At 44.1% G+C, this 22,243-nt stretch carries 15 protein-coding genes; 9 read left to right on the top strand and 6 right to left on the bottom strand.

Going from position 1 to position 22,243, the window contains the following annotated elements; translation table 11 throughout:
* The first annotated feature begins 120 nt into the window (after nt 1-120).
* A complete protein-coding gene (gene glmS / locus AC1RM2_RS17275; protein ID WP_492986432.1) occupies nt 121-1,956 on the top strand; it encodes a glutamine--fructose-6-phosphate transaminase (isomerizing) in 1,836 nt (611 codons plus the stop codon).
* Between the two features lie 144 nt (nt 1,957-2,100).
* Here glmS and AC1RM2_RS17270 read toward each other — a convergent pair whose 3' ends face one another.
* Nucleotides 2,101-3,591, bottom strand: a complete 1,491-nt coding sequence (locus AC1RM2_RS17270) for a catalase (protein ID WP_492988258.1) — start codon at nt 3,589-3,591, stop codon at nt 2,101-2,103.
* Nucleotides 3,592-3,683: 92 nt separating this feature from the next.
* Here AC1RM2_RS17270 and AC1RM2_RS17265 point away from each other — a divergent pair, with 92 nt between their 5' ends.
* The 3 genes from AC1RM2_RS17265 (at nt 3,684) to AC1RM2_RS17255 (ending at nt 8,471) form a co-directional block, all read left to right on the top strand.
* Nucleotides 3,684-4,619: a hydrogen peroxide-inducible genes activator gene (locus AC1RM2_RS17265; protein WP_492986431.1), complete on the top strand. Its 936-nt coding sequence runs from the start codon at nt 3,684-3,686 to the stop codon at nt 4,617-4,619.
* A 271-nt stretch (nt 4,620-4,890) separates the two neighbouring features.
* A complete protein-coding gene (locus AC1RM2_RS17260; RefSeq protein ID WP_492986430.1) occupies nt 4,891-7,308 on the top strand; it encodes a TonB-dependent siderophore receptor in 2,418 nt (805 codons plus the stop codon).
* Nucleotides 7,308-8,471: a PepSY-associated TM helix domain-containing protein gene (locus AC1RM2_RS17255; RefSeq protein ID WP_492986429.1), complete on the top strand. Its 1,164-nt coding sequence runs from the start codon at nt 7,308-7,310 to the stop codon at nt 8,469-8,471. The genes AC1RM2_RS17260 and AC1RM2_RS17255 overlap by 1 nt, the downstream gene beginning before the upstream one ends.
* 185 nt (nt 8,472-8,656) lie before the next feature.
* Here the strand turns inward: AC1RM2_RS17255 and AC1RM2_RS17250 are convergent, their stop codons facing one another.
* Both AC1RM2_RS17250 and AC1RM2_RS17245 read right to left on the bottom strand, forming a co-directional pair.
* A complete protein-coding gene (locus AC1RM2_RS17250; protein ID WP_492986428.1) occupies nt 8,657-10,432 on the bottom strand; it encodes a tetratricopeptide repeat-containing sensor histidine kinase in 1,776 nt (591 codons plus the stop codon).
* Between the two features lie 37 nt (nt 10,433-10,469).
* The gene (locus AC1RM2_RS17245; RefSeq protein WP_477354417.1) at nt 10,470-10,685 is read right to left on the bottom strand and encodes a hypothetical protein; all 216 of its coding nucleotides are present in this window, start codon (nt 10,683-10,685) and stop codon (nt 10,470-10,472) included.
* A 399-nt stretch (nt 10,686-11,084) separates the two neighbouring features.
* Here AC1RM2_RS17245 and AC1RM2_RS17240 point away from each other — a divergent pair, with 399 nt between their 5' ends.
* The 4 genes from AC1RM2_RS17240 to cfa all read left to right on the top strand — a co-directional run bounded on the left by AC1RM2_RS17240 (nt 11,085) and on the right by cfa (nt 14,624).
* Nucleotides 11,085-11,825 carry a hypothetical protein gene (locus tag AC1RM2_RS17240; protein ID WP_492986427.1) on the top strand — a complete coding sequence of 247 codons (741 nt, stop codon included), beginning with the start codon at nt 11,085-11,087 and terminating at the stop codon, nt 11,823-11,825.
* Nucleotides 11,826-11,860: 35 nt separating this feature from the next.
* Complete coding sequence (locus tag AC1RM2_RS17235; RefSeq protein WP_492986426.1) at nt 11,861-12,649, top strand: hypothetical protein; 789 nt, start codon at nt 11,861-11,863, stop codon at nt 12,647-12,649.
* 75 nt (nt 12,650-12,724) lie between these two features.
* Nucleotides 12,725-13,432 (top strand): hypothetical protein, encoded by a 708-nt coding sequence (locus AC1RM2_RS17230; RefSeq protein ID WP_492986425.1) that lies wholly within the window; start codon nt 12,725-12,727, stop codon nt 13,430-13,432.
* A gap of 76 nt (nt 13,433-13,508) precedes the next feature.
* Nucleotides 13,509-14,624, top strand: coding sequence for a cyclopropane fatty acyl phospholipid synthase (gene cfa / locus AC1RM2_RS17225; RefSeq protein ID WP_492986424.1), 1,116 nt, complete (start codon nt 13,509-13,511; stop codon nt 14,622-14,624).
* Nucleotides 14,625-14,832: 208 nt separating this feature from the next.
* On the opposite strand, the gene AC1RM2_RS17220 is transcribed toward cfa, so the two are convergent.
* Together AC1RM2_RS17220 and AC1RM2_RS17215 are read right to left on the bottom strand one after the other, a co-directional pair.
* On the bottom strand, nt 14,833-16,611 hold the full coding sequence (locus tag AC1RM2_RS17220; protein WP_492986423.1) for a cellulase family glycosylhydrolase: 1,779 nt from the start codon (nt 16,609-16,611) through the stop codon (nt 14,833-14,835).
* Between the two features lie 116 nt (nt 16,612-16,727).
* Complete coding sequence (locus AC1RM2_RS17215; RefSeq protein ID WP_492986422.1) at nt 16,728-18,140, bottom strand: glycoside hydrolase family 30 protein; 1,413 nt, start codon at nt 18,138-18,140, stop codon at nt 16,728-16,730.
* 309 nt (nt 18,141-18,449) lie between these two features.
* On the opposite strand from AC1RM2_RS17215, the gene AC1RM2_RS17210 reads away from it, so the two are divergent.
* Entirely contained in the window at nt 18,450-18,821 is a 372-nt protein-coding gene (locus tag AC1RM2_RS17210) for a response regulator (protein ID WP_492986421.1), read from the top strand.
* Between the two features lie 77 nt (nt 18,822-18,898).
* Here AC1RM2_RS17210 and AC1RM2_RS17205 read toward each other — a convergent pair whose 3' ends face one another.
* Nucleotides 18,899-21,841 carry a TonB-dependent receptor gene (locus tag AC1RM2_RS17205; protein ID WP_492986420.1) on the bottom strand — a complete coding sequence of 981 codons (2,943 nt, stop codon included), beginning with the start codon at nt 21,839-21,841 and terminating at the stop codon, nt 18,899-18,901.
* Nucleotides 21,842-22,243: the final 402 nt, after the last annotated feature.

Raw genomic sequence — 22,243 nt, 5'->3', positions numbered from 1 at the left:
AAAATTAATTTTTAAGTAAGTAAAAACCTTCCCATTTTCTGAAATAATTAAAATAATAAGCTATGAAGTGTGTTATATACCTGATTATTTTTGCTCCATTTACATTTTATAAAATTTACTATGTGCGGAATTGTTGGTTATATAGGTTACAGGGATGCTTATCCCATCATTATAAAAGGGCTTCATCGTTTAGAATACAGGGGGTATGACAGTGCCGGCGTTGCGCTGTTAGATAAAGAACTGAAGGTTTATAAAAAAGCCGGCAAGGTTGATGACCTTGAAAACTTTGTGAAGGGTATTGATCTTAAAGGATCAATGGGTATGGGGCACACGCGCTGGGCTACCCACGGCGCACCAAGCGACCGAAACTCGCACCCTCATTCATCTGGTAATCGTAAGCTTACCATAATACATAATGGTATCATCGAAAACTACGGCGTTATTAAAGAAACGCTTACAGCCAAAGGCCACATTTTTAAAAGCGATACCGACACCGAGGTGCTCATTCACCTGATAGAAGATATCATGGACCAAACAGGCCTTGGCTTGCGCGAGGCTGTAAGGGTATCGCTTACTAAAGTTATTGGTGCTTATGCCATAGTGATTATGAGTGCCGATGAGCCCGATTTACTTATAGCAGCACGCAAAGGCAGCCCCATGGTGATAGGTGTTGGCAAAGGCGAATACTTTATAGCATCAGATGCTACGCCCATTGTGGAATACACCAAAAACGTGATCTATTTAAACGATAACGAAATTGCCTATATACACCGTGATAATCTGCTGATCAAAAACATCGATAACTCGGTACAAACACCCTACATCCAGGAACTTGACCTTAAGCTGGAAATGCTGGAAAAAGGCGGCTACGAACATTTTATGCTGAAGGAGATTTACGAGCAGCCGCGCTCTATCCGCGATTGCTTACGCGGCCGTATTTACCCGCAGCAAGGCAAAGTCCAGTTGGGTGGGATAAAAGAATATACCGAGAAGTTAAAAAATGTAGACAGGATCATCATCATTGCCTGCGGTACCTCATGGCATGCCGGCCTGGTTGGCGAATATTTGATCGAGGAATATGCCCGCGTACCTGTTGAGGTGGAGTATGCTTCGGAGTTCAGATACCGTAACCCCATCATCACCGAGAAAGATTTGGTAATAGCCATCTCCCAGTCGGGCGAAACTGCCGATACTATGGCGGCTATAGAATTGGCGAAGGAAAAAGGAGCTACTATTTTTGGCATTTGCAACGTAGTAGGTGCATCCATTCCGCGTACTACGCATGCTGGTGTTTACACACATGCGGGCCCCGAAATTGGGGTGGCATCAACCAAGGCGTTTACAGCCCAGGTAAGTGTTTTAACGCTGATTGCGTTTTATATAGCCCAGCAGCGCGGTAAAATAACGCAAAGCAAGCTGGTTGAATATTTAACCGAATTAAACCAGATCCCTCAACTGGTTGAGGAAGCTTTAAAATGCAACGATCATGTAGTAAAAATTGCCGCCAAGTTTAAAGATTCAACTAACTGCCTGTTCCTGGGCAGGGGCAGCTCATTCCCGGTTGCCTTAGAGGGCGCTTTAAAGCTGAAAGAGATCTCCTATATCCATGCCGAGGGTTACCCTGCCGCCGAAATGAAACACGGCCCCATCGCCTTAATTGACGATGATATGCCGGTGGTTGTAATTGCAACCCAAAGCTCATCGTACGAAAAAGTGATCAGTAATATACAGGAAGTAAAAGCCCGCAAAGGCCACGTAATAGCCATTGTTACCGAAGGTGATACCGAAGTAAGAGACATGGCCGATTATGTAATTGAGATACCCCAAACCCACGAAGCATTTGTACCGCTGATAGCAACTATACCATTACAATTACTGGCTTACCACATAGCTGTTATGAGGGGTTGTAATGTTGACCAGCCAAGGAATCTGGCTAAATCTGTTACAGTGGAGTAAGGCTTAGATTTTGTCTGAACTCGGATTAAGCAGATTAATGGATTACCGGATTTTTCCGAATCAAATCCAAAAAATCTGATGAATCTGTTTAATCCGAGTTCAGACAAAAAACTGCCTGCTGCAAACTCTAAACTGCAAACTTAACTAAGCCGGCATATGCTGCATGGTTTCTGCCAGGTCAAGCTGCAGGCCTTTGGCTATGGCCATGCCCAGGTTAATATCTGCACGGAACCAGTGGCAAAGCTGGCGGTTGGTAATCAGGTCTTTCTTCGGCCCGTCTATCCCGCTCATGGAGTTTACGATATTATTAATCAAATCCTGCTTTTGTTGAGCATCCATTAACCGGTACAAATTGCCGGGCTGTGTGTAATGGTCGTTTTCACCTTCGGCGTTGCGGTCATACCAATCCCCAACGGAGCTGCCGAAATCCCAGGCGGGTTCTTTGTAGCTTTGATCGGCCTCTATATCGTCAAAACTATTGGGGAAGTAATTAGGTGCCGATCCGCCGTTGCCGTTTACCGCCATTGCGCCATCCCTTTGGTAATTACTTACCAGGTAAGGGCATTTATTAACCGGTATTTGCTCGTAATTACCACCTAAACGATAACGGTGCGCATCCGGATATGACAGGATACGGCCCTGCAGCATTTTATCCGGCGAGTAGCCAACGCCATCAATTACGTGAGCGGGTGCAAAAGCAGCCTGCTCAACATGGGCAAAATAATTATCGGGGTTTTCATTCAATTCCAATACACCAACATCAATCAGCGGGTAATCGCCATGTGGCCACACCTTGGTTAAATCAAATGGGTTGATGTGGTAAGTTTTGGCATCAGCCTCGGGCATTACCTGTATTTTCATGGCCCATTTCGGGAAATCGCCGTTATCAATATGTGTTAGCAAGTCATGCTGCGCAAAATCCGGGGCTTTTCCGCGCATTTCGCCGGCTTCGGCATCGGTAAAGTTTTTGATGCCTTGCAGGGTTTTAAAATGAAATTTAACCCAAAATCTTTCGTTAGCGGCATTAATGAATGAAAAAGTATGGCTGCCAAAACCATCCATGTGGCGGTAGCCATAAGGCGTGCCCCTATCGCTCATCAGGATGGTTACCTGGTGCAGGCTTTCGGGGTTTAACGACCAAAAATCCCACATCATAGTAGCGCTTTTGCAATTGGTATACGGGTCCCGCTTTTGCGTGTGGATGAAATCGCCAAATTTTTTGGGGTCTTTTATAAAAAATACGGGGGTGTTATTGCCAACTAAATCCCAGTTACCATCCTCGGTATAAAACTTAATGGCAAAGCCACGCGGGTCGCGTTCAGTATCGGCAGATCCTTTTTCGCCACCAACGGTCGAAAAACGAAGAAACAATTTTGTTTGCTTGCCAATGGCGTTAAAAACTTTTGCCCTGGTGTATTTGCTTATATCATGTGTAATTGTCAGTGTGCCGTATGCACCCGAGCCCTTGGCATGTACAACACGTTCAGGAATCCGCTCGCGGTTAAAGTGTGCCATTTTTTCGTGCAGAATAAAATCCTGCAACAGGATTGGCCCCCGCGGCCCCGCGGTTTGGGAGTTCTCGTTTTCGGCGTAAGGCTTGCCCGAGGCGGTTGTCAGTTTCTTTTTAGTTTCCATAAATACTTCGTTTTGTAATTCAAACTTCAGCATAATAATTCAATAGAGAAAATCAATAATTACTATATTTGTATAGAGTTTATCTATATCAAATGACCATAACCCAACTGGAATACATTGTAGCTGTTGATACTTATCGCAGCTTTGTTTTAGCCGCGGAAAAGTGTTTTATTACGCAGCCTACCTTAAGCATGCAGGTACAAAAACTGGAGGATACCCTCGGCGTAAAAATATTCGACCGCAGTAAACAGCCTGTGACGCCTACCGAAATTGGCATCGAAATAATTACCCAGGCCCGCATCATGCTGTCTGAAAGTGAGAAGATCAAGGAGATCATCACCGACAGGCAAAAAGAACTATCCGGCGAGTTAAGGGTTGGTATTATCCCCACTGTCTCGCCTTACATATTACCCAAAATCATCCACGGGTTTATAGAAAAATACCCGCAGGTAAAACTCGTAGTATGGGAACAAACAACCGAAGAAATTGTTCAGCAGTTAAAATTGGGGATGATTGATTGTGGTATCTTATCTACCCCGCTGCATGAAAGTAGCTTGACGGAGATCCCCGTTTTTTATGAAAATTTTGTAGCCTACGTATCCAAAAACAGCAAGCTTTCGAAAAAGAAAAACATTACCCCCGATGATATTGATATGGAGGAAATCTGGATCCTGAACGAAGGACATTGCATGCGCGAACAGGTATTAAACATTTGCCAGCGCCGCAAGGCCACCAAAGGTTTCCAGCATTTTGAATATAATACCGGCAGCGTTGAAACCCTCAAACGCATGGTCGATCAAAACAATGGGGCCACCATATTACCCGAACTGGCCCTTGCCGAGTTAAGCGACAAACAGCTCGACAAAGTGCGCTATTTTAAATCGCCCGAACCGGCCCGAGAAGTGAGCATTGTTATCCAGCGTAACTTTTTGAAGCGTCGCCTGATTGAAGCCCTCAAAAACGAAATACTTGAGTTTGTACCCAAACGGATGAAAAGCAAAAAGAAAAAAGAGGTGATGGATATATAGGAATTTGGGATTTTTCACTGTTGATAGTTTTTTCAAGGTGTTCAAGAGGGCTATGCCGTTTTGGATGTTCGATTTCGGATTTTTGAATGTGTGAGCGACTGTAGATGTGCAGATTTCAGATGAGCAGATGGGCAAAGCGAATCTTATAGGCAGCCGTCTTGATACTTGATACTTACTACTTGACACTTCTTTAGAATCTTTCTAAATAAATTTGGATGAATTGCCATAATGGATTACTTTTGGCCATTATTTATAATTAGTCTAAATAAAAATGAATCTACTTCAACCCTACTTTTACAAACTATTTTCTATTGTTCTTTTACCTGTCCTGTTACTTTTAATGGTTAAACCTGTATTTGCCCAGCAAAATCGCGGAACCCTTAGCGGGCATGTGGTTACCAATACCAATAAGCCTGCCGACAATGTTTCGGTGATGTTAAAAGGCACCAAGTATGGTGCTGTTACCAACGATGATGGCGATTTTAGCTTCAGGGCGCCGCAGGGCAAATACACACTGGTGGTTTCACAGGTTGGCAGCCAGAGCCAGGAGACGGCCGTTGAGGTTATCGCTGGTAAAACTATTGTTATACCCCAGTTCACCGTGTCTGACGCTACCCATGGCCTACAGGAAGTAAATATCAATGCCAATAAAACCAATAAGTTTAAACGCAACAAAAGCGTTGATGTATCTAAAATGCCTTTGAACAACCTGGAAAATGCCTCGGTTTACAATAGCATCAGCAGCCAGCTATTACAGGAGCAACAGGTATTTTCCGTTGATGACGCCATACGCAACGCACCGGGAATTCAAAAAATGTGGGAAGCTACTGGCCGCGGCGGCGATGGCGGCGCTTATTATGCCAGTCGCGGTTTTGTAGTACAATCTACATTACGTAACGGCATTGCCGGTAATGTAACCAGCTCGATTGATGCATCCAATATCGATCGTATCGAGATTATAAAAGGCCCGTCGGCCACTTTGTTCGGGAGCAGCCTTACATCATACGGAGGACTAATTAACCGCGTAACCAAAAAGCCCTATGACTCATTTGGCGGCGAAGTATCTACCTCGGCAGGTAACTTTGATTTTCAGCGGGTGAGTGCCGATATTAACACGCCGCTCGGCGCTCAAAAAAAAGTATTATTCCGTTTAAACACAGCTTATAACCACGAAGGCAGTTTTCAAAACACTGGTTTTAACCGTACGGTTGCTGTAGCGCCAAGCCTTATTTATAATGCTACCGATAGGTTAAGTATCTCGTTAGATGCCGAGTTGTTTTATGGTAAAAGTATTGGCAAGCCTATCTTCTTTTTCCCGTACGGTGTTTCAATAGCTGCATTGGGACATGACCGTGCAGATGAACTGCCGCTCGATTACAGGCAATCGTACATGAGCAACGATTTAACCGAAACATCAAGAAGTACCAATTTTTATGGCGAAGTAAAATATAAGATCTCTAATTCGTGGACCTCGCGTACCAACATTGCCTCAACCCATAGCTACTCTGATGGTTTTGGCCCTTACTATTACCTGCTGCCAGGCGATTCTGTTTCCCGCAATGATCAGTCGACCCGCAAAAGCAAGGATGACATGATCGAGATTCAGCAAAACTTTAATGGTGATTTCAAGATTGGTAAATTCAGGAACAGGTTTGTAGGCGGGCTTGATTTTTTCAGGGACAACTCCAACCAGTTTTTCTTCGGGAGTACGCTTGATACCGTATCATTAAAAGGGAACCAAACTTATGGCAACTTTAATAAAGCCGCGATGGATGCTATGTATGCAACCGGCACCTATGGCTTTACCTACCCGGCCATCTATATCCGTAACACCTATAGTGCATACGTATCTGACGTATTTAACATTACCGATCAGTTACTTGCATCGGCAGCCCTGCGGGTAGATCGTTTTGTTAATATCGGCAATTACGATCCTACTACCAAAACAAGGTACGGCGCTTATCAACAAACCGCTTTCTCGCCAAAATTTGGCCTGGTTTATCAGCCTGTTAAAGATCATGTATCCTTGTTTGCCAATTACCAAAACAGTTTCCGCAACCAAACAGGCATTACCGAAGATAATAAGCCACTTAAACCCGAGCATGCCAATCAAATTGAGGGCGGCGTTAAGCTGGATTTGTTTGACGGTAAGCTAAGCAGCACCATTAGCTATTACGATATTAAAGTTAAAGATATCACCCGACCATCGGCTACGCCAAACCGGGTTATCCAGGATGGCACCCAGTTGAGCAAAGGCATCGAGGCCGAGGTGATTGCCAACCCTGTTGCGGGCCTGAACGCTATATTAGGCTTCTCGTACAACGATTCTAAGTACGATGCTACCACCAATGCCGATGTGGCCAACCGTCGCCCGGGAACAGCGTCATCGCCATACCTGGCCAACTTCTGGGTAAGTTATCGTTTGCAAAAAGGCTCCGTTAAAGGTTTAGGATTTGGGTTTGGCGGCAACTACGCCAGCGATAACAAAATTATTAACAGCGTAAGCCAGGGTGTATTTACCTTGCCCGCATACACTATTTTTAATGCCTCTGCATTTTACGACCTGAAAAACTACCGGATAGGCGTCAAGATGGATAACCTGACCAATCAAAAATACTGGATAGGTTATACCACCGTTAACCCGCAAAAATTAAGAAACTACGCCCTTACATTTACCTATAAATTTTAATGATGACCTTTAAAAAAGGCATACTATTTGCGCACCGTTGGCTTGGTTTTATATCCGGGCTGGTGGTGTTTATTGTGAGTATTACCGGCTGTATATTTTGTTTCCAGGACGAGATCCAGGATGCTGTTCACCATTATCGCCATGTAGATAACCTGCATAAGCCTTACCTGCCGCCATCTGTACTAAAGGCCGAAGGTTTAAAAGGATACCCCGGCGCTACGGCCAGCTATATGTATTATTATGGGACCGACAGGCCGGCCGGTGTACTGGTGAATTTACCAAAGGATAAGGGGATGTTGTATGTATACCTGAACCCTTATACCGGCAAGGTTACCCACACCGAAAACCCGATGCACAATTTTTTTATAATTGTTGAATACATCCATTTGTACCTGTTATTGCCCCCCAAAATAGGCGGACTGGTAGTGGGGATATCAGTTATTATATTTGTGGTGCTCATGATAACGGGCATCATCCTATGGTGGCCTAAGCGTAAAACCGACCGCAAGCGAAGCTTCACCATAAAATGGAACGGCCGCTGGCGCCGGGTTAATTACGATTTGCATAACGTACTGGGCTTTTACACTACCGGAATAGCTATTATTTTAGCATTAACCGGCTTATCTATCGCCTTCGACTGGATGAGAGAAAGCATATATACCACAGCCAACCTTGGCAAGGCCTATCCCGAAGAAAAAGCAGTGCTAAAATCTGATACGCTTTTAAAGGGCAAAACCGATACACACTTTGTGATTGACAAAGCTTTTGAAACCGCTCAGGCAGGATCGCCGGGGGCCGAAATGTTTTTACTGTTTGATGATGCCTCTGCTTCGGGCACTATTGGCGTAAGCGCCTACGCGCAAAGCCTGCATTATTATAAAAGTGATGAGTATGCTTTTGAAAAGTATACCGGCAAAATGCTCAAAAAAACCAGCCATGCCCAAAAAAGCCCCGGCATGAAAATGAATAACATGAATTACGATTTGCACGTTGGCCAGGTGCTGGGCCTTACAGGTAAAATCATGGCATTTTTAGCCAGTCTGATCTGTGCTTCGTTGCCCGTAACCGGGTTTATCATTTGGCTGGGCAAGCGTAAAAAAAGTAAATCAAAAAAAGGAAAAGAGGTGGCGCACAGGCGGGTGGTGAAACAGATGGGCATTTAATATATCGTGGTGTTAAGTCAACAGTACTAAGTCGTAAGTCTAAAGTTGATTTTTTCTTCTTTGACTTGAAACTTAAGACTTTGGGCTAAAGACTATCCGCCAATTTATCGATGGCCCGACAGCCACACAATGTTAATGTTTTATTTTCCTGGCTCTGAAACTAAAACCGACTACTCCCCCCTGGATTACAACTTACCGCTAACCGGTACATATACCGATACCAGCGTACCCCTGCCAACCTGCGAATCCAGCTCGACTTTGCCTTTTAAAAAGTTAATGCGCGAGCGCAGGTTGTTCAGACCCATGCCGCTATAAGCTTCGGGGTTGGCAGTATCAAAGCCCAGCCCGTTATCTTCAATAGTAAGGCTGATGTTTGTCTCGTCCCTAATCAGCGAGATGTCTAAACGGCTTGCGTTGGCGTGTTTCATTACATTGTTCACGCTCTCCTGTAAAACCCGGTACAAAATAATTTCGATGGTATCGTCAAACGGAACCTCAAAGCCTTTGCTGTAAAAATTTATGGCGATGGTATCGTTTTCAATATTCTCAATGAACTGTTTAATCACCTGTGCCAGTCCTGTTTTATGAAGCGCCCAGGGCATCATGTTGTGCGATATGGTGCGCACCTCCCGAAAGCCATAGTCAACCAGGTTTATTGCCTTTTCAAATCGCTTTCGCTGGTCATCGCTTACAAAAGGCAATTCGCCGCCAATAACCGTTAAATTAATTTTTGCTGCCGACATGGTTTGGCTTACACTGTCATGCAAATCCTGTGCAATGCGCCGGCGTTCACTTTCTTCGGTTTCAATAATGGCCTGCATGGCCGCGTTGCGCTGCTTTAGCTGCGCCTGCTTATAAAAAATAAAAACTATCAAAAGCATCAGCAATACAAAAACAACAATGCCTATCATCCAGTAATTGCGCTTGGTTATTTCAAACTGCTGTTTCAGCAACTGATCTTCCCGCTGTGTTATCTCGTACTTGGTTTGTAGTTCGTCAATAGTTTTTGAGTTTTTGGCAGTACTTAATATGGCATGCTTTTTTAAGTAGAAAAGCGATTGTTTGTAATCGCCCATCTGTCCATACAAATCGGCTATTTCGTTAACAGCGCTGTTTTGCATGTCGGTATAATTTATTTGCGTGGCGTATTGCAAACAACTCTGCAAAGCATCCAGCGCCTGCGGATACATCCTTTTGCTTTTGTATAACTGCCCCAGGTTAAAATAATTAATGGTAAGCGCCAGGGTATCGTTTAATGCTTTTTTTGTTTCTATCGTTTTTAAGATGTCGGACGCCTGGATACTCTTTTGTTTCATGCTGCCCAAAACATCTCCCATAAAATTATGGCTATAAGCTTCGGAGGTGTTTTCCTTTGCCTTTTTTACAAAATCAAGCGAGTCGCCGATGTCAAAAGATTGCCTGTAAAAAGTTAGCGCCTCCTGGTAATTTTGCCTGGCTTCATACAGCTGGCCAAGCCCGCGTAAGGCCAACATCAACGTTTGCCGGGTGCCTGTTTTAGGCGCCAGGTCTATCGCCGCGTTGTAAAGGCCAATGGCCTTGTCGTAACTTTTTTGCCTGGCATACACCTCTGCCAGCCCTATATAGTCATCGGCCAAAACATGCTGTTGGTTTATGGAGCCGAGTGCTTGCACCGCCTTATCGTAATAATGAGCTGTAGAATCATAATTGCCTTTTAAAAAACAAATTGCACCTATGCTTCTGAGCATTAAACCGGTTACTCTTTTATCATGAAGTTTCATGGCAAGGTTTAGCCCTATCCGGGCAACAGGCAAAGTTTCGTCTATATTCTTCGCAGTTATATAACCTACAGTTTTTTCGGCGGCGGTTAAGCGCGTTTGGGCTGGTGATGTACCAACCACTATTTTTTTTAAGCTATCAATATTCTGACCGGAACACGGAAGGATAATTGAAAGAAACAAAAGCAACAACAAATATTTCATATCCGGGTGTATGGCCCCAGTTAAAGATAGTAAATTATCAGCTTTGAAAAAAAAACTCCGATTGTATAACAATTATTAGTAATGCTGATAGTATGGCCAATACCGAAAACAATGTTTGCCGTTGCTTAGCGCCCTGGATGTCAGGAATTTTACCGGTACCCTGCAACTTGTTGAATTTTAGTTTGTAAACACGCGACAACACCACAAAAACAACCGGGGTACAATAAGCTAAGTATTCTAAAATGGTTGTCATATCCTTAATTTTAAGTGAAACAAATTGGTTTTTAAACAGCCAATAAATGCAGCCTGCTGTTGCCAGCTATATTTATTGAGCTTTGCATACCACAATTTTATGGAGTATTAAAAAGGCACACAATACAAAGCGATTGGTATTTTTTGCAGGGCTTATAAAGTGTAGATTTACAAATAATTAGTACAATAAAAACAAAGGCGGCACAGGCGGCTTGCCGGGCACAGTACCGAAAGCATTTGTTAATGCTGATTTAAGTACTAATAAATTAAAAAACGCTAACTTTAATCTGGATGGTTTCGCAGGGTGCAAACCAATAAAAGGTCAACAACTAACATTATATAATTCAGCAATCAATCATTCTATAACAGGGCCCCGCCTTTGTAAATAAGATAATCATTAATGGAAACATACCTGATCAAAAAAATAAGAAAAATCAAAGCTGCCGTCAAAATGCTGGTGGCCCTGGTTTTTACTATTATAACCACTGCCTGCTGCCTGAACCGGGCAATAGCCCAAAGCAGAACCAATCAGTCCGATTGGAATGTACCGCCGCCTGTGCCACCGCCCTTGCATCCTGGCACCCAGGTAAAAGGCGGCACCAATGGCAAGCCTCCATTGGATAAACCTGTTTCGCTTAGCCTGAGCGATATTCCGCCGGTTGCATTGCCGCCCGCGCCTCCTGTACAAATGCCCGTTTTGGCTGCTATTTCAACAACATCGCCGGCGGTAAATACCCCCGACCAGCCAACTATATTGGGTATTGGGACCAACCTGCCCGAAATTCCCATGCCCGGCGCGCCCGAAACCCCGGCCTTACCAAAACAGTCCCTGCGCGATTTACCGGTTACATCTATTCCTGAATTGCCGATACCCGCATCGCCTGAATTGCCCGCTTTACCTGCCGAGCCGGTGCCATCGGGCCAGCCCGCACCTGCAAACGTATTAATGCCGGCTATGCCCGAGGTGCTTAACCCGGTTACCCCCAACCTGCCCGCAAACAGCGGCGGATTAGAGCCATGGCCCAGCCCGGGGATTCCTGAAAACGCCAATTTTAAGCTGATTACAACGGCCGCAAAAGAGAGCAAAGCAGGCAGCCCCAAAGGCGCAAAAAAAGTTAAATCTAAATCAGTTATAAAATAAAACAGGATGGCTTAGTAATAGGCCATATAGTAATCATGGTATATTTAAAATATATATTTATTATAACACTAACATTTATTGGCAGTGTTACCTGTGCGCAGATTAGATTTAAAGCAGGCGATGAATTTCAACGGCAGGTGATCACCAAATCAAATTGTGTTTTACAACGGGGTGGCCAAACACTGCATGTTGGCTCGGTTTCATACATTGTTAAAACCTATAAAGTAACAGATGCAACCGAAAAAAGTGCCTCTGTTACCATCACAACCGATAAGTTGATTGATACGGTAAATGCAATGGACCAAAACCTGGTATACAACTCGGCCAAACCAGGCGATCCAAATTCAATCATTCACTCCGGCTTACAAAAAATAGTGAATACCCGCCCGGTGGTTTCTGTAAATCATAAAGGCGAAGTATTGAATTTAAAACGCCCGGTATCGGTAGATGATACGCTATTGTCGTTCACCGGCATTCAGCCCGAGCGTTTGTTACCCGGTAGCACCCTGCAGTTTATGGTCGATTTCCCGGTAAACCCAACATTAAAAAAAGGATATGCATGGACGGATGCCTCCAAAGCTGCCGAAACCAGTTATACTATTTACGCGGTAAGCGGGCGCACCACAACCATAACCTACAAAACATCGGTTTTGGGCGGCAATTTAAATAGCCGCATTAACGGATCGATATTGATAGATAACCTTACAGGGATTATTCTAAAACGTTACTCGCAAAGCGTTTCTACCGGGTACGAAATGGTAAACGGCGTTGTTTATACCGCCACCCGCCGGACGGCTATTACAGAGGTGAGTATTAAAAAATAAAGTATCAATATGCTTGGTCGCCTATTCTTAGTGTTTATGCTTTTCGGTTGCTCTTCCTGTTACTCCCAGGAAAATATGGATTTAATCAAAAACTGGCACAGTTATCCAGTTCAAACCAAAGATGATTCAATCGTAAAATACAATTATTCGCCTAAGGAATGGACTGTTTCCATAAAAAACGACGAAGTATTAGTTGCCGAAAAAAAGGAAAACGGAACTATTGGCGACCTGCCATTCAAGGTACAGGTTAACGAAGAAGATAAAATTAACGCAATTGGTGATGTTTGCTATCTGAAAGTTGATGATGGCTTTTTAGTTGGATTCAATCGTGGCGAATGGGGCGGTAGCCTTTACTGGTTTGCAACCGATGGTAAAAAGCATTACAAAATATCTAATGACGAGGTGGTACAGTTCATTCAAAGAGATAGCCACAACTACGCCATACAAGGCCTTTATCATATGGGGTTATCGGAAGGTAGCATCATAAGTATCGAAAAGAAAAACGGCAAATGGAAAGCAAGTTCCTATTTGGCATTACCTAAGGCACCCGAGGCCATTACGTTGGATAACCTCGGCAACTTCTATATTGCAACATCAAACAGCATCTTGAAAATTGATAAAATCCCACAAAAATACACCCTAATTGAAGATGGGATTTGGGCATATGGCCTTTACGTTAACTCGATTGTGGCAAAAGATGATGTATTATATATAGGGATGCATGGAGGTGTATATAAATATGATGTGAAAGAAGGTAAACAGGCCTGGCTACTAAATTATTGAGTGATGCCGGCATGGGCAACCTTGCGTTAATGTCAGAAAAAAGATATCTTCACCCCAAAACTTAAAATACTACCGTATGAGTTCGTCAAAAGAAATTTTTGAAAAAATGTTTGCCGGGGGCGATATAAAAATAAACGGTGATAACCCCTGGGATATTAAGGTAAATGATGAAAGAACCTATGACAGATTGCTTAGCGATGGAATGATAGGCTTTGGCGAATCGTATATGGATGGCTGGTGGGAATGCCCTGCCTTAGACGAGTTTTTTTACAGAATGATGTATTACCGGATTGATAAATTAATCCCCAAAAACTTTAATACCGTAAAATTCGCGCTTAAAGCCAAATACCTTAACATGCAAACCAAGACAAAGTCTAAAAAGGTTGCGCATATGCATTATAATATAGGCAATGATCTTTACAAGGGTATGCTGGATAAGCGTATGATATATACCTGCGGTTATTGGAAAACAGCCCAAACGCTTGATGAAGCACAGGAAGCCAAGCTCGACCTGGTGTGCCGGAAACTGAAGCTGGAACCGGGAATGCGCATGTTAGATTTAGGGTGCGGATGGGGAGGCTTAGCTAAATTTGCAGCCGAAAGATATGGCGTAAGCGTGGTTGGTGTTAATATTTCTGAAGAGCAGGTTAACCTGGCCCGCGAGGCCACTAAAGGCTTACCTGTCGAGATTAGGTTAATGGATTACCGGGATATAAATGAAAAGTTTGACCGCGTTGCCAGTGTTGGCTTAATGGAGCACGTTGGTTACAAAAATTACCGCAGTTTAATGGAAGTGGCCGCCCGCTGTATGGATGACGATGGTATATTCCTGTTACACACCATAGGCGGCAATTTTTCGCAAACAAAAACAGACCCCTGGATAGATAAATATATTTTCCCTAACGGTATGTTGCCATCGCCGCCGCAAATTAGTACCGCGGCCATGGGCTTGTTCACTTTAGAGGACTGGCATAACTTTGGCGTTTACTATGACCGCACCTGTATGGAATGGCTGCACAACTTTAAACGCACCTGGCCGGAGATAAAGGATAAATATGACGATACCTTTTACCGTATGTGGGAGTTTTACCTTAACGGCTGCGCGGCGTCATTCAGGGCACGCAAAAACCACTTATGGCAAGTAGTATACAGAAAATCAAAAAGCTTAGGATTGTATGAGCCGGTGAGATAGGGGTACTGATTTACAAACAATAGCCTTGCATTGCGTTATGTCATTGCGAGGTACGAAGCAATCCCCTACATGCTAAGTCCCACATAGTTCGGGATTGCTTCGTACCTCGCAATGACGGTAGTTTAGAGCATTCGTTTAACTATATCCCTTGCACGTCATAACGATTTTTTTCAGCTTTAAACAGTTTTTAAACGGCACAGGCGACCCGCTACTTCCCTTTATCAAACTTCATCCAATGCAGGTTAAACCCGCCCATATCTGCATAAACCCTTACTTTATTACTGCCGGCTTTTAGCTTAATGTTTTTTAGTTCGATAACTTGCCATTTTTTAAAGCCTCCAGTGGCGGGGATATCGATAGATTGTTTAACTCCGTTAACATCCAGGGTTATTTTGCCATCATTGGCAGCTGCCGCAACTTTAAGCTTTACGGTGTAGGTACCGGGTGCTGCTGCTTTCAGCGTGTATTGCAGCCATTCGCCTTTTTCAATATCGGTTACATAATAGCTGTTGTACGCGGCAGAATCTTTGGCGATATCTACCCCATCGTTACGGTACATGTGCCCATTGTTGCCTTTGCCATATTTACCGGTTGATACGTGGTAGTCGGCTGTATCGGTATCAAAATAGGCGTAGCCGTTGCGCCCAAGGTCATAATCTACCGCGTTGATAATGGTGCCGTTAGTAATCCTATTAGCCTTAAACGGCTTTGTTGCTGTTGTATAGGGCTGCCTGAAAACGGCATCTATCACATCATGATGAATAATGGCATTTTCCAGTTTGGCGTAAGTGGCCATTTCCAAAGTACCGCTGTATACATTACTCTCCTTGGGCTTGTTTCGGCCGGTATTAAGGTAGTTGGTAACATCATCATAATTCGGGTTCGATGGTATCTCGATAGGGTTGTTGTTGCCCATCTTTTTCAACGGCCAAAGCGCCCAACCAATATTATTTTTCTCTAACAGGCCAATGGCTTCGGTTAGCCACACGTTGGAGTTTTCGCCCGTTTCGCCAAGCCACACGGGTATGTTGTACTGGTCGCGTGTTTTTACAATATGTTCTACCGATTTTTGGTCGTTATAGTTCCAGTATTTGTGAAAGCTAAGCACCATGTTTTTATCCCAGGCCGGCAAAATGCCGTTGTAGTTGTTGCCCCAGCCATTACCTTCAATGATAATAATGTGTTTTTTATCAACCTGGCGTATAGCCGTGGTAATATCAACCATCAGTTTTCTTAGCGGGGCGTTGGTTTTTTCCTTCAGTCCGTTCCTGTCATTCGCCGGATCATCAAAACCAAAGTTGGGTTCGTTAATAATATCGTAACCGGCTATGTGGGGTTCGTTTTTATACCTGTCGGCCAGTTTATGCCAAAGGGCAATCATTTTTTGCTTGTTGGCCTCGCTATCCCATAGCGATGGGTTATCTGTATTCCTGTCGGATATGTTCAGGTCGTTACCCTGGCCGCCCGGCGTAGCATGCAAATCAAGTATCAGGTACATGTGGTTGGCTTTACACCAGGCCAGCAAGTCATCGGTCATTTTAAAGCCTTTATCTATCCAGGTATTTTTCCCGGCAACGGGTTCTTTTTCGATAGGCAGGGTATACAGGTTATAATGCATGGGCAGCCTAACCGAGTTAAAGCCCCATCGATGCATCGAATCCACATCAATTTTGCGGGTGTTGTTGGCCAGCCAGGTATCGTAAAACTCTTTGGTTTCTACCGGGCCCATCAGCTCCTCCAGCCGCTCGCGGATGCGGTATTGGCGGCTATCTTTGGTTACATGCAGCATATAACCCTCCTGCAGCATCCAGCCGCCAAGGCCCATGCCGCGCAGCAGCACGTTTTTGCCTTTTTCGTCGGTTATTTTTTTACCGTCGGCCTTTAAAAAGCCCTGTTGTGCCTGGCTTTGTACCGATATAAAAGATGCCGCGGCCAATACCAACAGGCCTTTAAAAGAAAATATATTTTTAACAGATTTTGTTAACATGCTATTAGCGATTATTATAAACATTTATTATTATGAGAGTCAAGAATCAAGATAAGCTCAAAAGGCTGTTACTTGTCTTTTTCTTGATTCTTGACTCTTAATTCTTGATTCTAATTTTACCAGGTATAAGTACCAACAGAGCCTTTATCCAAATGAGCGGCAAGCGTTTTGCCCGCGTAGCTGATATCAAAATCCTGCGCGGCTTCGCTGGTATTGGCCACAATTAAAACCTTTTTGCCATCGGGCGTTTTAAAAGCCACGTTTGGCAATTTATCCAGGTTGTTTGATGCTATGCGCACCGAACCCGGCCTCACAAATTTTGATGCATGCGCAATTGTATAGTAAGCCACATTTTTTTTTACCTCGTTTTTATTGATGGTAACCGCGCCCTGGCATGATGGGCAGCCTCCCCTATCGGTATAAGGTTTATAATCCTGGTCGGCAGCCAGGTTCCATTCCAGTACGTTGCGGCTCCAGTTGCGGGTTGCGCCAATAATCAGGTGCTTTAACGGCCACCTCATATCAATGGTCGATTCGTTTTCGGGCTCAACAACCATCTGCTCGGTAAAGTAAACGTTCTTTTCGGGGTGGGCATTGTGTACGGTGCTTAGGGCGCTTATATCGCCGCCATATAAGTGAAAACCCGAGCCATCAATATATTTGGCGGCCTCCTTATCATTTAATATCGAAATTGGGTAATCGGGCCTGTCGCAGTTATGATCGTACAAAATAATTTTTGTTTTGATGCCTGCTGCTTTAAAGGCAGGGCCTAAGTTATTTTTGATAAAAGCACCTTCATCAGGGGCAACCAGCAATAAGCTGGGATTATTGCCGGGGTGTAAAGGCTCGTTTTGTACGGTAATGGCATCTATATTTATGCCCTGCGCTTTCATCTCCTGTATGTATTTTACAAGGTACCTGGCGTAGGTTCCCCAATATTCGGGCTTTAGCCTGCCGCCGCGGGTATCGTTGTTGGTTTTCATCCATGCCGGGGGCGACCATGGCGAACCCAATATTTTTATTGACGGGTTAATGGCCAGTATCTGTTTCATCACCGGTATTACGTCCTGCTTATCGGGACCAAGGTCAAAGTGTTTTAATGTAGGGTCGGTTTGGCCGGCGGGCATGTCATCGTACGAGAAAACTTTTTCATTTAAATCCGACGCGCCTATGCTCAACCGCAAATAGCTTACACCAATGTTGTTGTCATTAACGGCAAACAGATTTTTTAACAGCGCGGCGCGGCTATCGGCATTCATGCGGATGATATGCATGGCGCTGCCACCGGTAAGCGCGAAGCCAAAACCATCAATGGGCTGGTAAGTTTGCTTATCATTCACCGTAATGGTAATATCACTGGGCTTGCCCTCTGCCTTAAACTCCAGCGCTTCTTTTTGTTTAGCAAACAATGCCGACCTATCGGCTTTGGTAAGCCAAAGACTTGCCGCTGTTGTTTTTTGAGCTGATGCTATGGTAGCAGTACACATCAGCGCTGCCGCCGAGAAAAACGAAATGACATGTTTATTCATCAAACAAATATTTAACGGGTTATACATAATCCAAAACAGGTTTTGAAAAGGCCGGAAGGCAATTGGTTGAGTAAATTTATTATTGTTTTTGAGATATAACTGCATAAATTATTAAGTAACCAACAATTTACGTGTATTTGGTACACAAAGGTGCCGGATAATGTTGGGCGCCGGCGCTAAGCACCATTAAACTGACCGGATTATACACCCGAAAAAGTGCCATACTACGTGCTAAGACCTAATTTAATTAGAACCTAAATTTATTTGCTTTTATTAAAAATAAACTATATTTTCACTTGCACTATCCGCATGAGAGACCCGAATAAAAAGATCATCATTTTTGATGATGACGAAGACATCCTTTCTATATGTAGTTATATTTTAGAAGAGCAAGGCTGGGAGGTTTTTACTTTCACCGATTGCAATAATATAACCGAAAAAGTATCGCGCGTTTTACCGGATGTTATACTCATGGATAACTGGATTCCCGATGCCGGCGGCATTATTGCCACCCAAACGTTAAAAAAATCCGAAGAGTTAAAAAACATCCCGGTAATTTACTTTTCGGCCAATAGCGATATCCAGATCCTGGCCAGCAATGCCGGTGCCCAAACCTACCTGGCCAAACCGTTTGACCTGGAGGAATTGGAAAAGGTTATCAGCAAGGTGCTGATGAGTTAATAAACATTAAATTTTTATTCTACAGTATATAACAAGGCCCCATCTGTTTAGGATAGGGCCTTGTTAGTTTATGCCTTTTATTGCGGACCGCCCGGGCCGCCGCCGCCGGGGCCACCACCACCTGGCCCACCGCCATCGCCGCGGCCACCACGTTCGCCGCGCGGCCTGTCGCCCCTGATGTCCTGGGTTGGCGCTTTACCCGCAAATTTTTGCAGGCGCAGTGTAAAGGTAAGCAGGTAATAACGCGCAAGCCTGTTTACGTTTGATACGGTAGTTGAACTGGCTGTTGTGGTTGATGAATAACCGGTGTTTTGATTAAATAAATCGAAAGCCGATAGCCGCAGGGTAGCTACCTTGTTTTTTAAGAACCGGCGTTCCACATACATATTTAAAATATTAGGGTTAGTTACTTTAATGATTGAAGCATAACCGTAATTGGTTGCCTTGGTATAATCGTAGCTAAATACCCAATCGCCAAAATAGTTTTTCCCGTTAAGGCCAATGTTCCAGGTTCTGATATTAGTTAAACCATCGTTAATATCATTCTTTACCGAGTTGGTTGTTCTGTTGATGGTATAGTTGGTTAAAATTTGCGCGTCGATGATATTTGGTAAATCTACCCTGAAGCGAATTTCGGGTGTAAATACCAGGTTTTTAGCAATGTTTTTTTGTTGTGCAGCAGCTATCTGATCAGGCGTGGCCGCCAGCGGGTCAAGGTCGGTCAGGCTGGTTAAGTAGCCTACGTTATTATTATATTGGGCGGTACCATTAAGTGTAACTGAATATTTGCGCTCGGCCCATGGTTTGGAGTAAGTAACCCGGCCGGTAAAATTATAAAAGCCATCGGCATTCAGGTATTGGGTAAATATCCTGTTTGAGGTGTTTGATGTAATGGTATTAGTTACAACCTGGTTAGATATGTTTTGGTAAGTAAAGTTGGCAAAAAACACATTACCCGTTGTAAAGCTAAAGTTGTTATACCTGATAGATATATTGTTGGTAAACGCCGGCTTCAGGTATGGGTTACCCTGAACCGGGTACAGCGCGTTCGAAAAATCGATAACCGGCTGCAACTGCGTAAAGCTTGGCGCCGCGTTTGAGCCGTTATAGTTAACCGCGAATGTTTTGCTGCGCGAAAAATTATAAATATAACGGGCAGTAGGTATAATATTAAAGGTGTTTTTATGCGTATCCGGGATGGTATTGTTTGACACGGAGTGGCCATCTAAGGTTGAAGGCTGCACCGCTAAGCCTAAAGTATAGTTATACTTTTTCTCGATGAACCGATAGTTTAAGCCAACCTTATTGGTAGTAAACGTATAGTCAAATTTGTTCGACAGCAAATCATACACATTCCAGGTTTGGGCGTTGCTTAGTGTATCTGTTTCCTTATTATTTACCGTTGCCGAATGATTTACGGAGTAATTAAGCTCTAAATACGACCGTGTGCCCAATGGCTCAAGGTATGACAGGTTTACGCCAACACTATTGGTACGGCTATAAGTATTAATAATCTGGTTTTCGGGAGCGGTTTGCTGTGTACCCGGAACAAAATTATAAATAGGGTTTTGATATGATGTGGTTGGCGCCGAGCTTGCCGATGCAAAAATGCTCAGGTTACGGCGATGCGGAAACCGATGGTTATACAATGCCGTAATACCGTAATTAGGCGATTGCGAATCGCCATTGGTGGTAGAGGTGTATGCCGAGGCAAGTGTGCCTTTGCGGGTAAGGTTTACACTATCCGATTCGTTGGTATTGGTGCTGCCGTATGAAAAAGATGGCACCACCTTTAAGTAATTAACAGTATCCGGCTTATACTCCATGTTCCAGTTAAAGCGGTGATTAATATTCTGATCTTTTTCGAGGCTTAACTGGTGCTGCTCGCTTGGGTTAGCTGCCGAGGTATTTTGCTGAAAAATATTGTTATTGGTGCTTGTGGTATTATCCGCAAAGCTATAGCTGCCATATACCGCCAGGTTTTTGCCCCACTGATCGCGAAAGTTTACGCCTATTGATTTTGCATCGGTTAAACCATTTTGAGCGGTAATAAGGCTTCCGCCGCCGCCACCGCCACGGCCTGCATTGCCACGGCCACCACCGCCGCCAAAACCACCACCGCCACCACCACCTGTGGTGCCGAACGAGAAGGTATTAACATTGGTGTTATTGATACTTCCCTGCACCGCAAATTGCTGATCGCCGTGAAAATTGAAAATATTTAATGATCCTATGTATCGGTTTTTATTGGGCACGCCCTGGTCTTGTGGCAAGGCATCGCGGCCATCGCCTGCAGTAGCCTGGGCGGTATAGCCATAGTTTTTATCTTTCCTGATGGTAATGTTCATTACTTTGGTAGGGTCGCCGGTTTTAATGCCGGTAAGGTTGGCCTGGTCGCCGTAATCATCAATCATCTGTATGTTTTCAATGATATCGGCAGGCAGGTTTTTGGTGGCGCTTTGCACATCGCCGCCCATATAATCCTTCCCGTTTATCCGCACCTTGGTAACCTGTTTGCCCTGCGTGGTAATATTGCCGTTTACATCCACATCCACACCGGGCAGCTTTTTTATCAAATCTTCGGTGGGCGCGTTGGCGCGTACCTTGTAAGCAGCCGCGTTGTATATTACCGTATCCTCTTTAAGGGTAATGGGATTGGCGGCTCCTATAATGTTTACCTGGCCAAGCAAATTTGTTTCGGCCTTTAACAATATCAAACCTAAATCTACCGGCTTGGTATTATCCTCCAAAGCAAAGTGTTTTTTTATGGCTGTAAACCCAATTGACGATATGGTGAGCGTTATTTTACTGCCTTTAACACCCGCAAACCTGAATTTACCATTAGCATCGGCAACGGTTAATGAACTATCGCCGGCATCGTTCACCAGTTTTACACTGCTGCCGGGCAAACTCAGTTTGGTGGTATCGGCAATGGTACCGCTAATATCGCGGGCCGTTTGGGCATGTGCGCCAAGGGCGCATAACAAAAAAATACTTAAAGTAAAAATTAGGGGTTTCATGGTATATGTTCAGCTACAAGTGTATTCATTTGTGTTAAAGACACAATTAAAGTGCAAATGTTCAACATATAAAGGGCATATTAAATAATAAACATATAATTGTTACACATACAGCTACTAAAGGCCTATCAATCATATTATTGTTACATATACGACTTAAAATTATGGCGTACGCCGCCGGTAGAAGCGGCGCCAGGCTTTCTGTTCATACTACACAGCCCTTAGCCACTTGGCCGGTATCCACGCCAATCCTTTACGCGAACCGCCGGTATACAAAAACACCCGGATGAAATTAAACATCCGGGTGTGGCATATTCATTAGTTAGCATGGCATTTACCTATCTGCGGGCCACAAGGCTGGAGCCTTGCGGCAGCGAAAAACGCTTGCGGTAGCTTGGGGCA

Source organism: Mucilaginibacter sp. GW822-FHT03E02 (assembly GCF_058801545.1).
The sequence above is the reverse complement of the archived record's forward strand: the minus strand, read 5'-3'. Positions and strand labels throughout refer to the sequence as shown.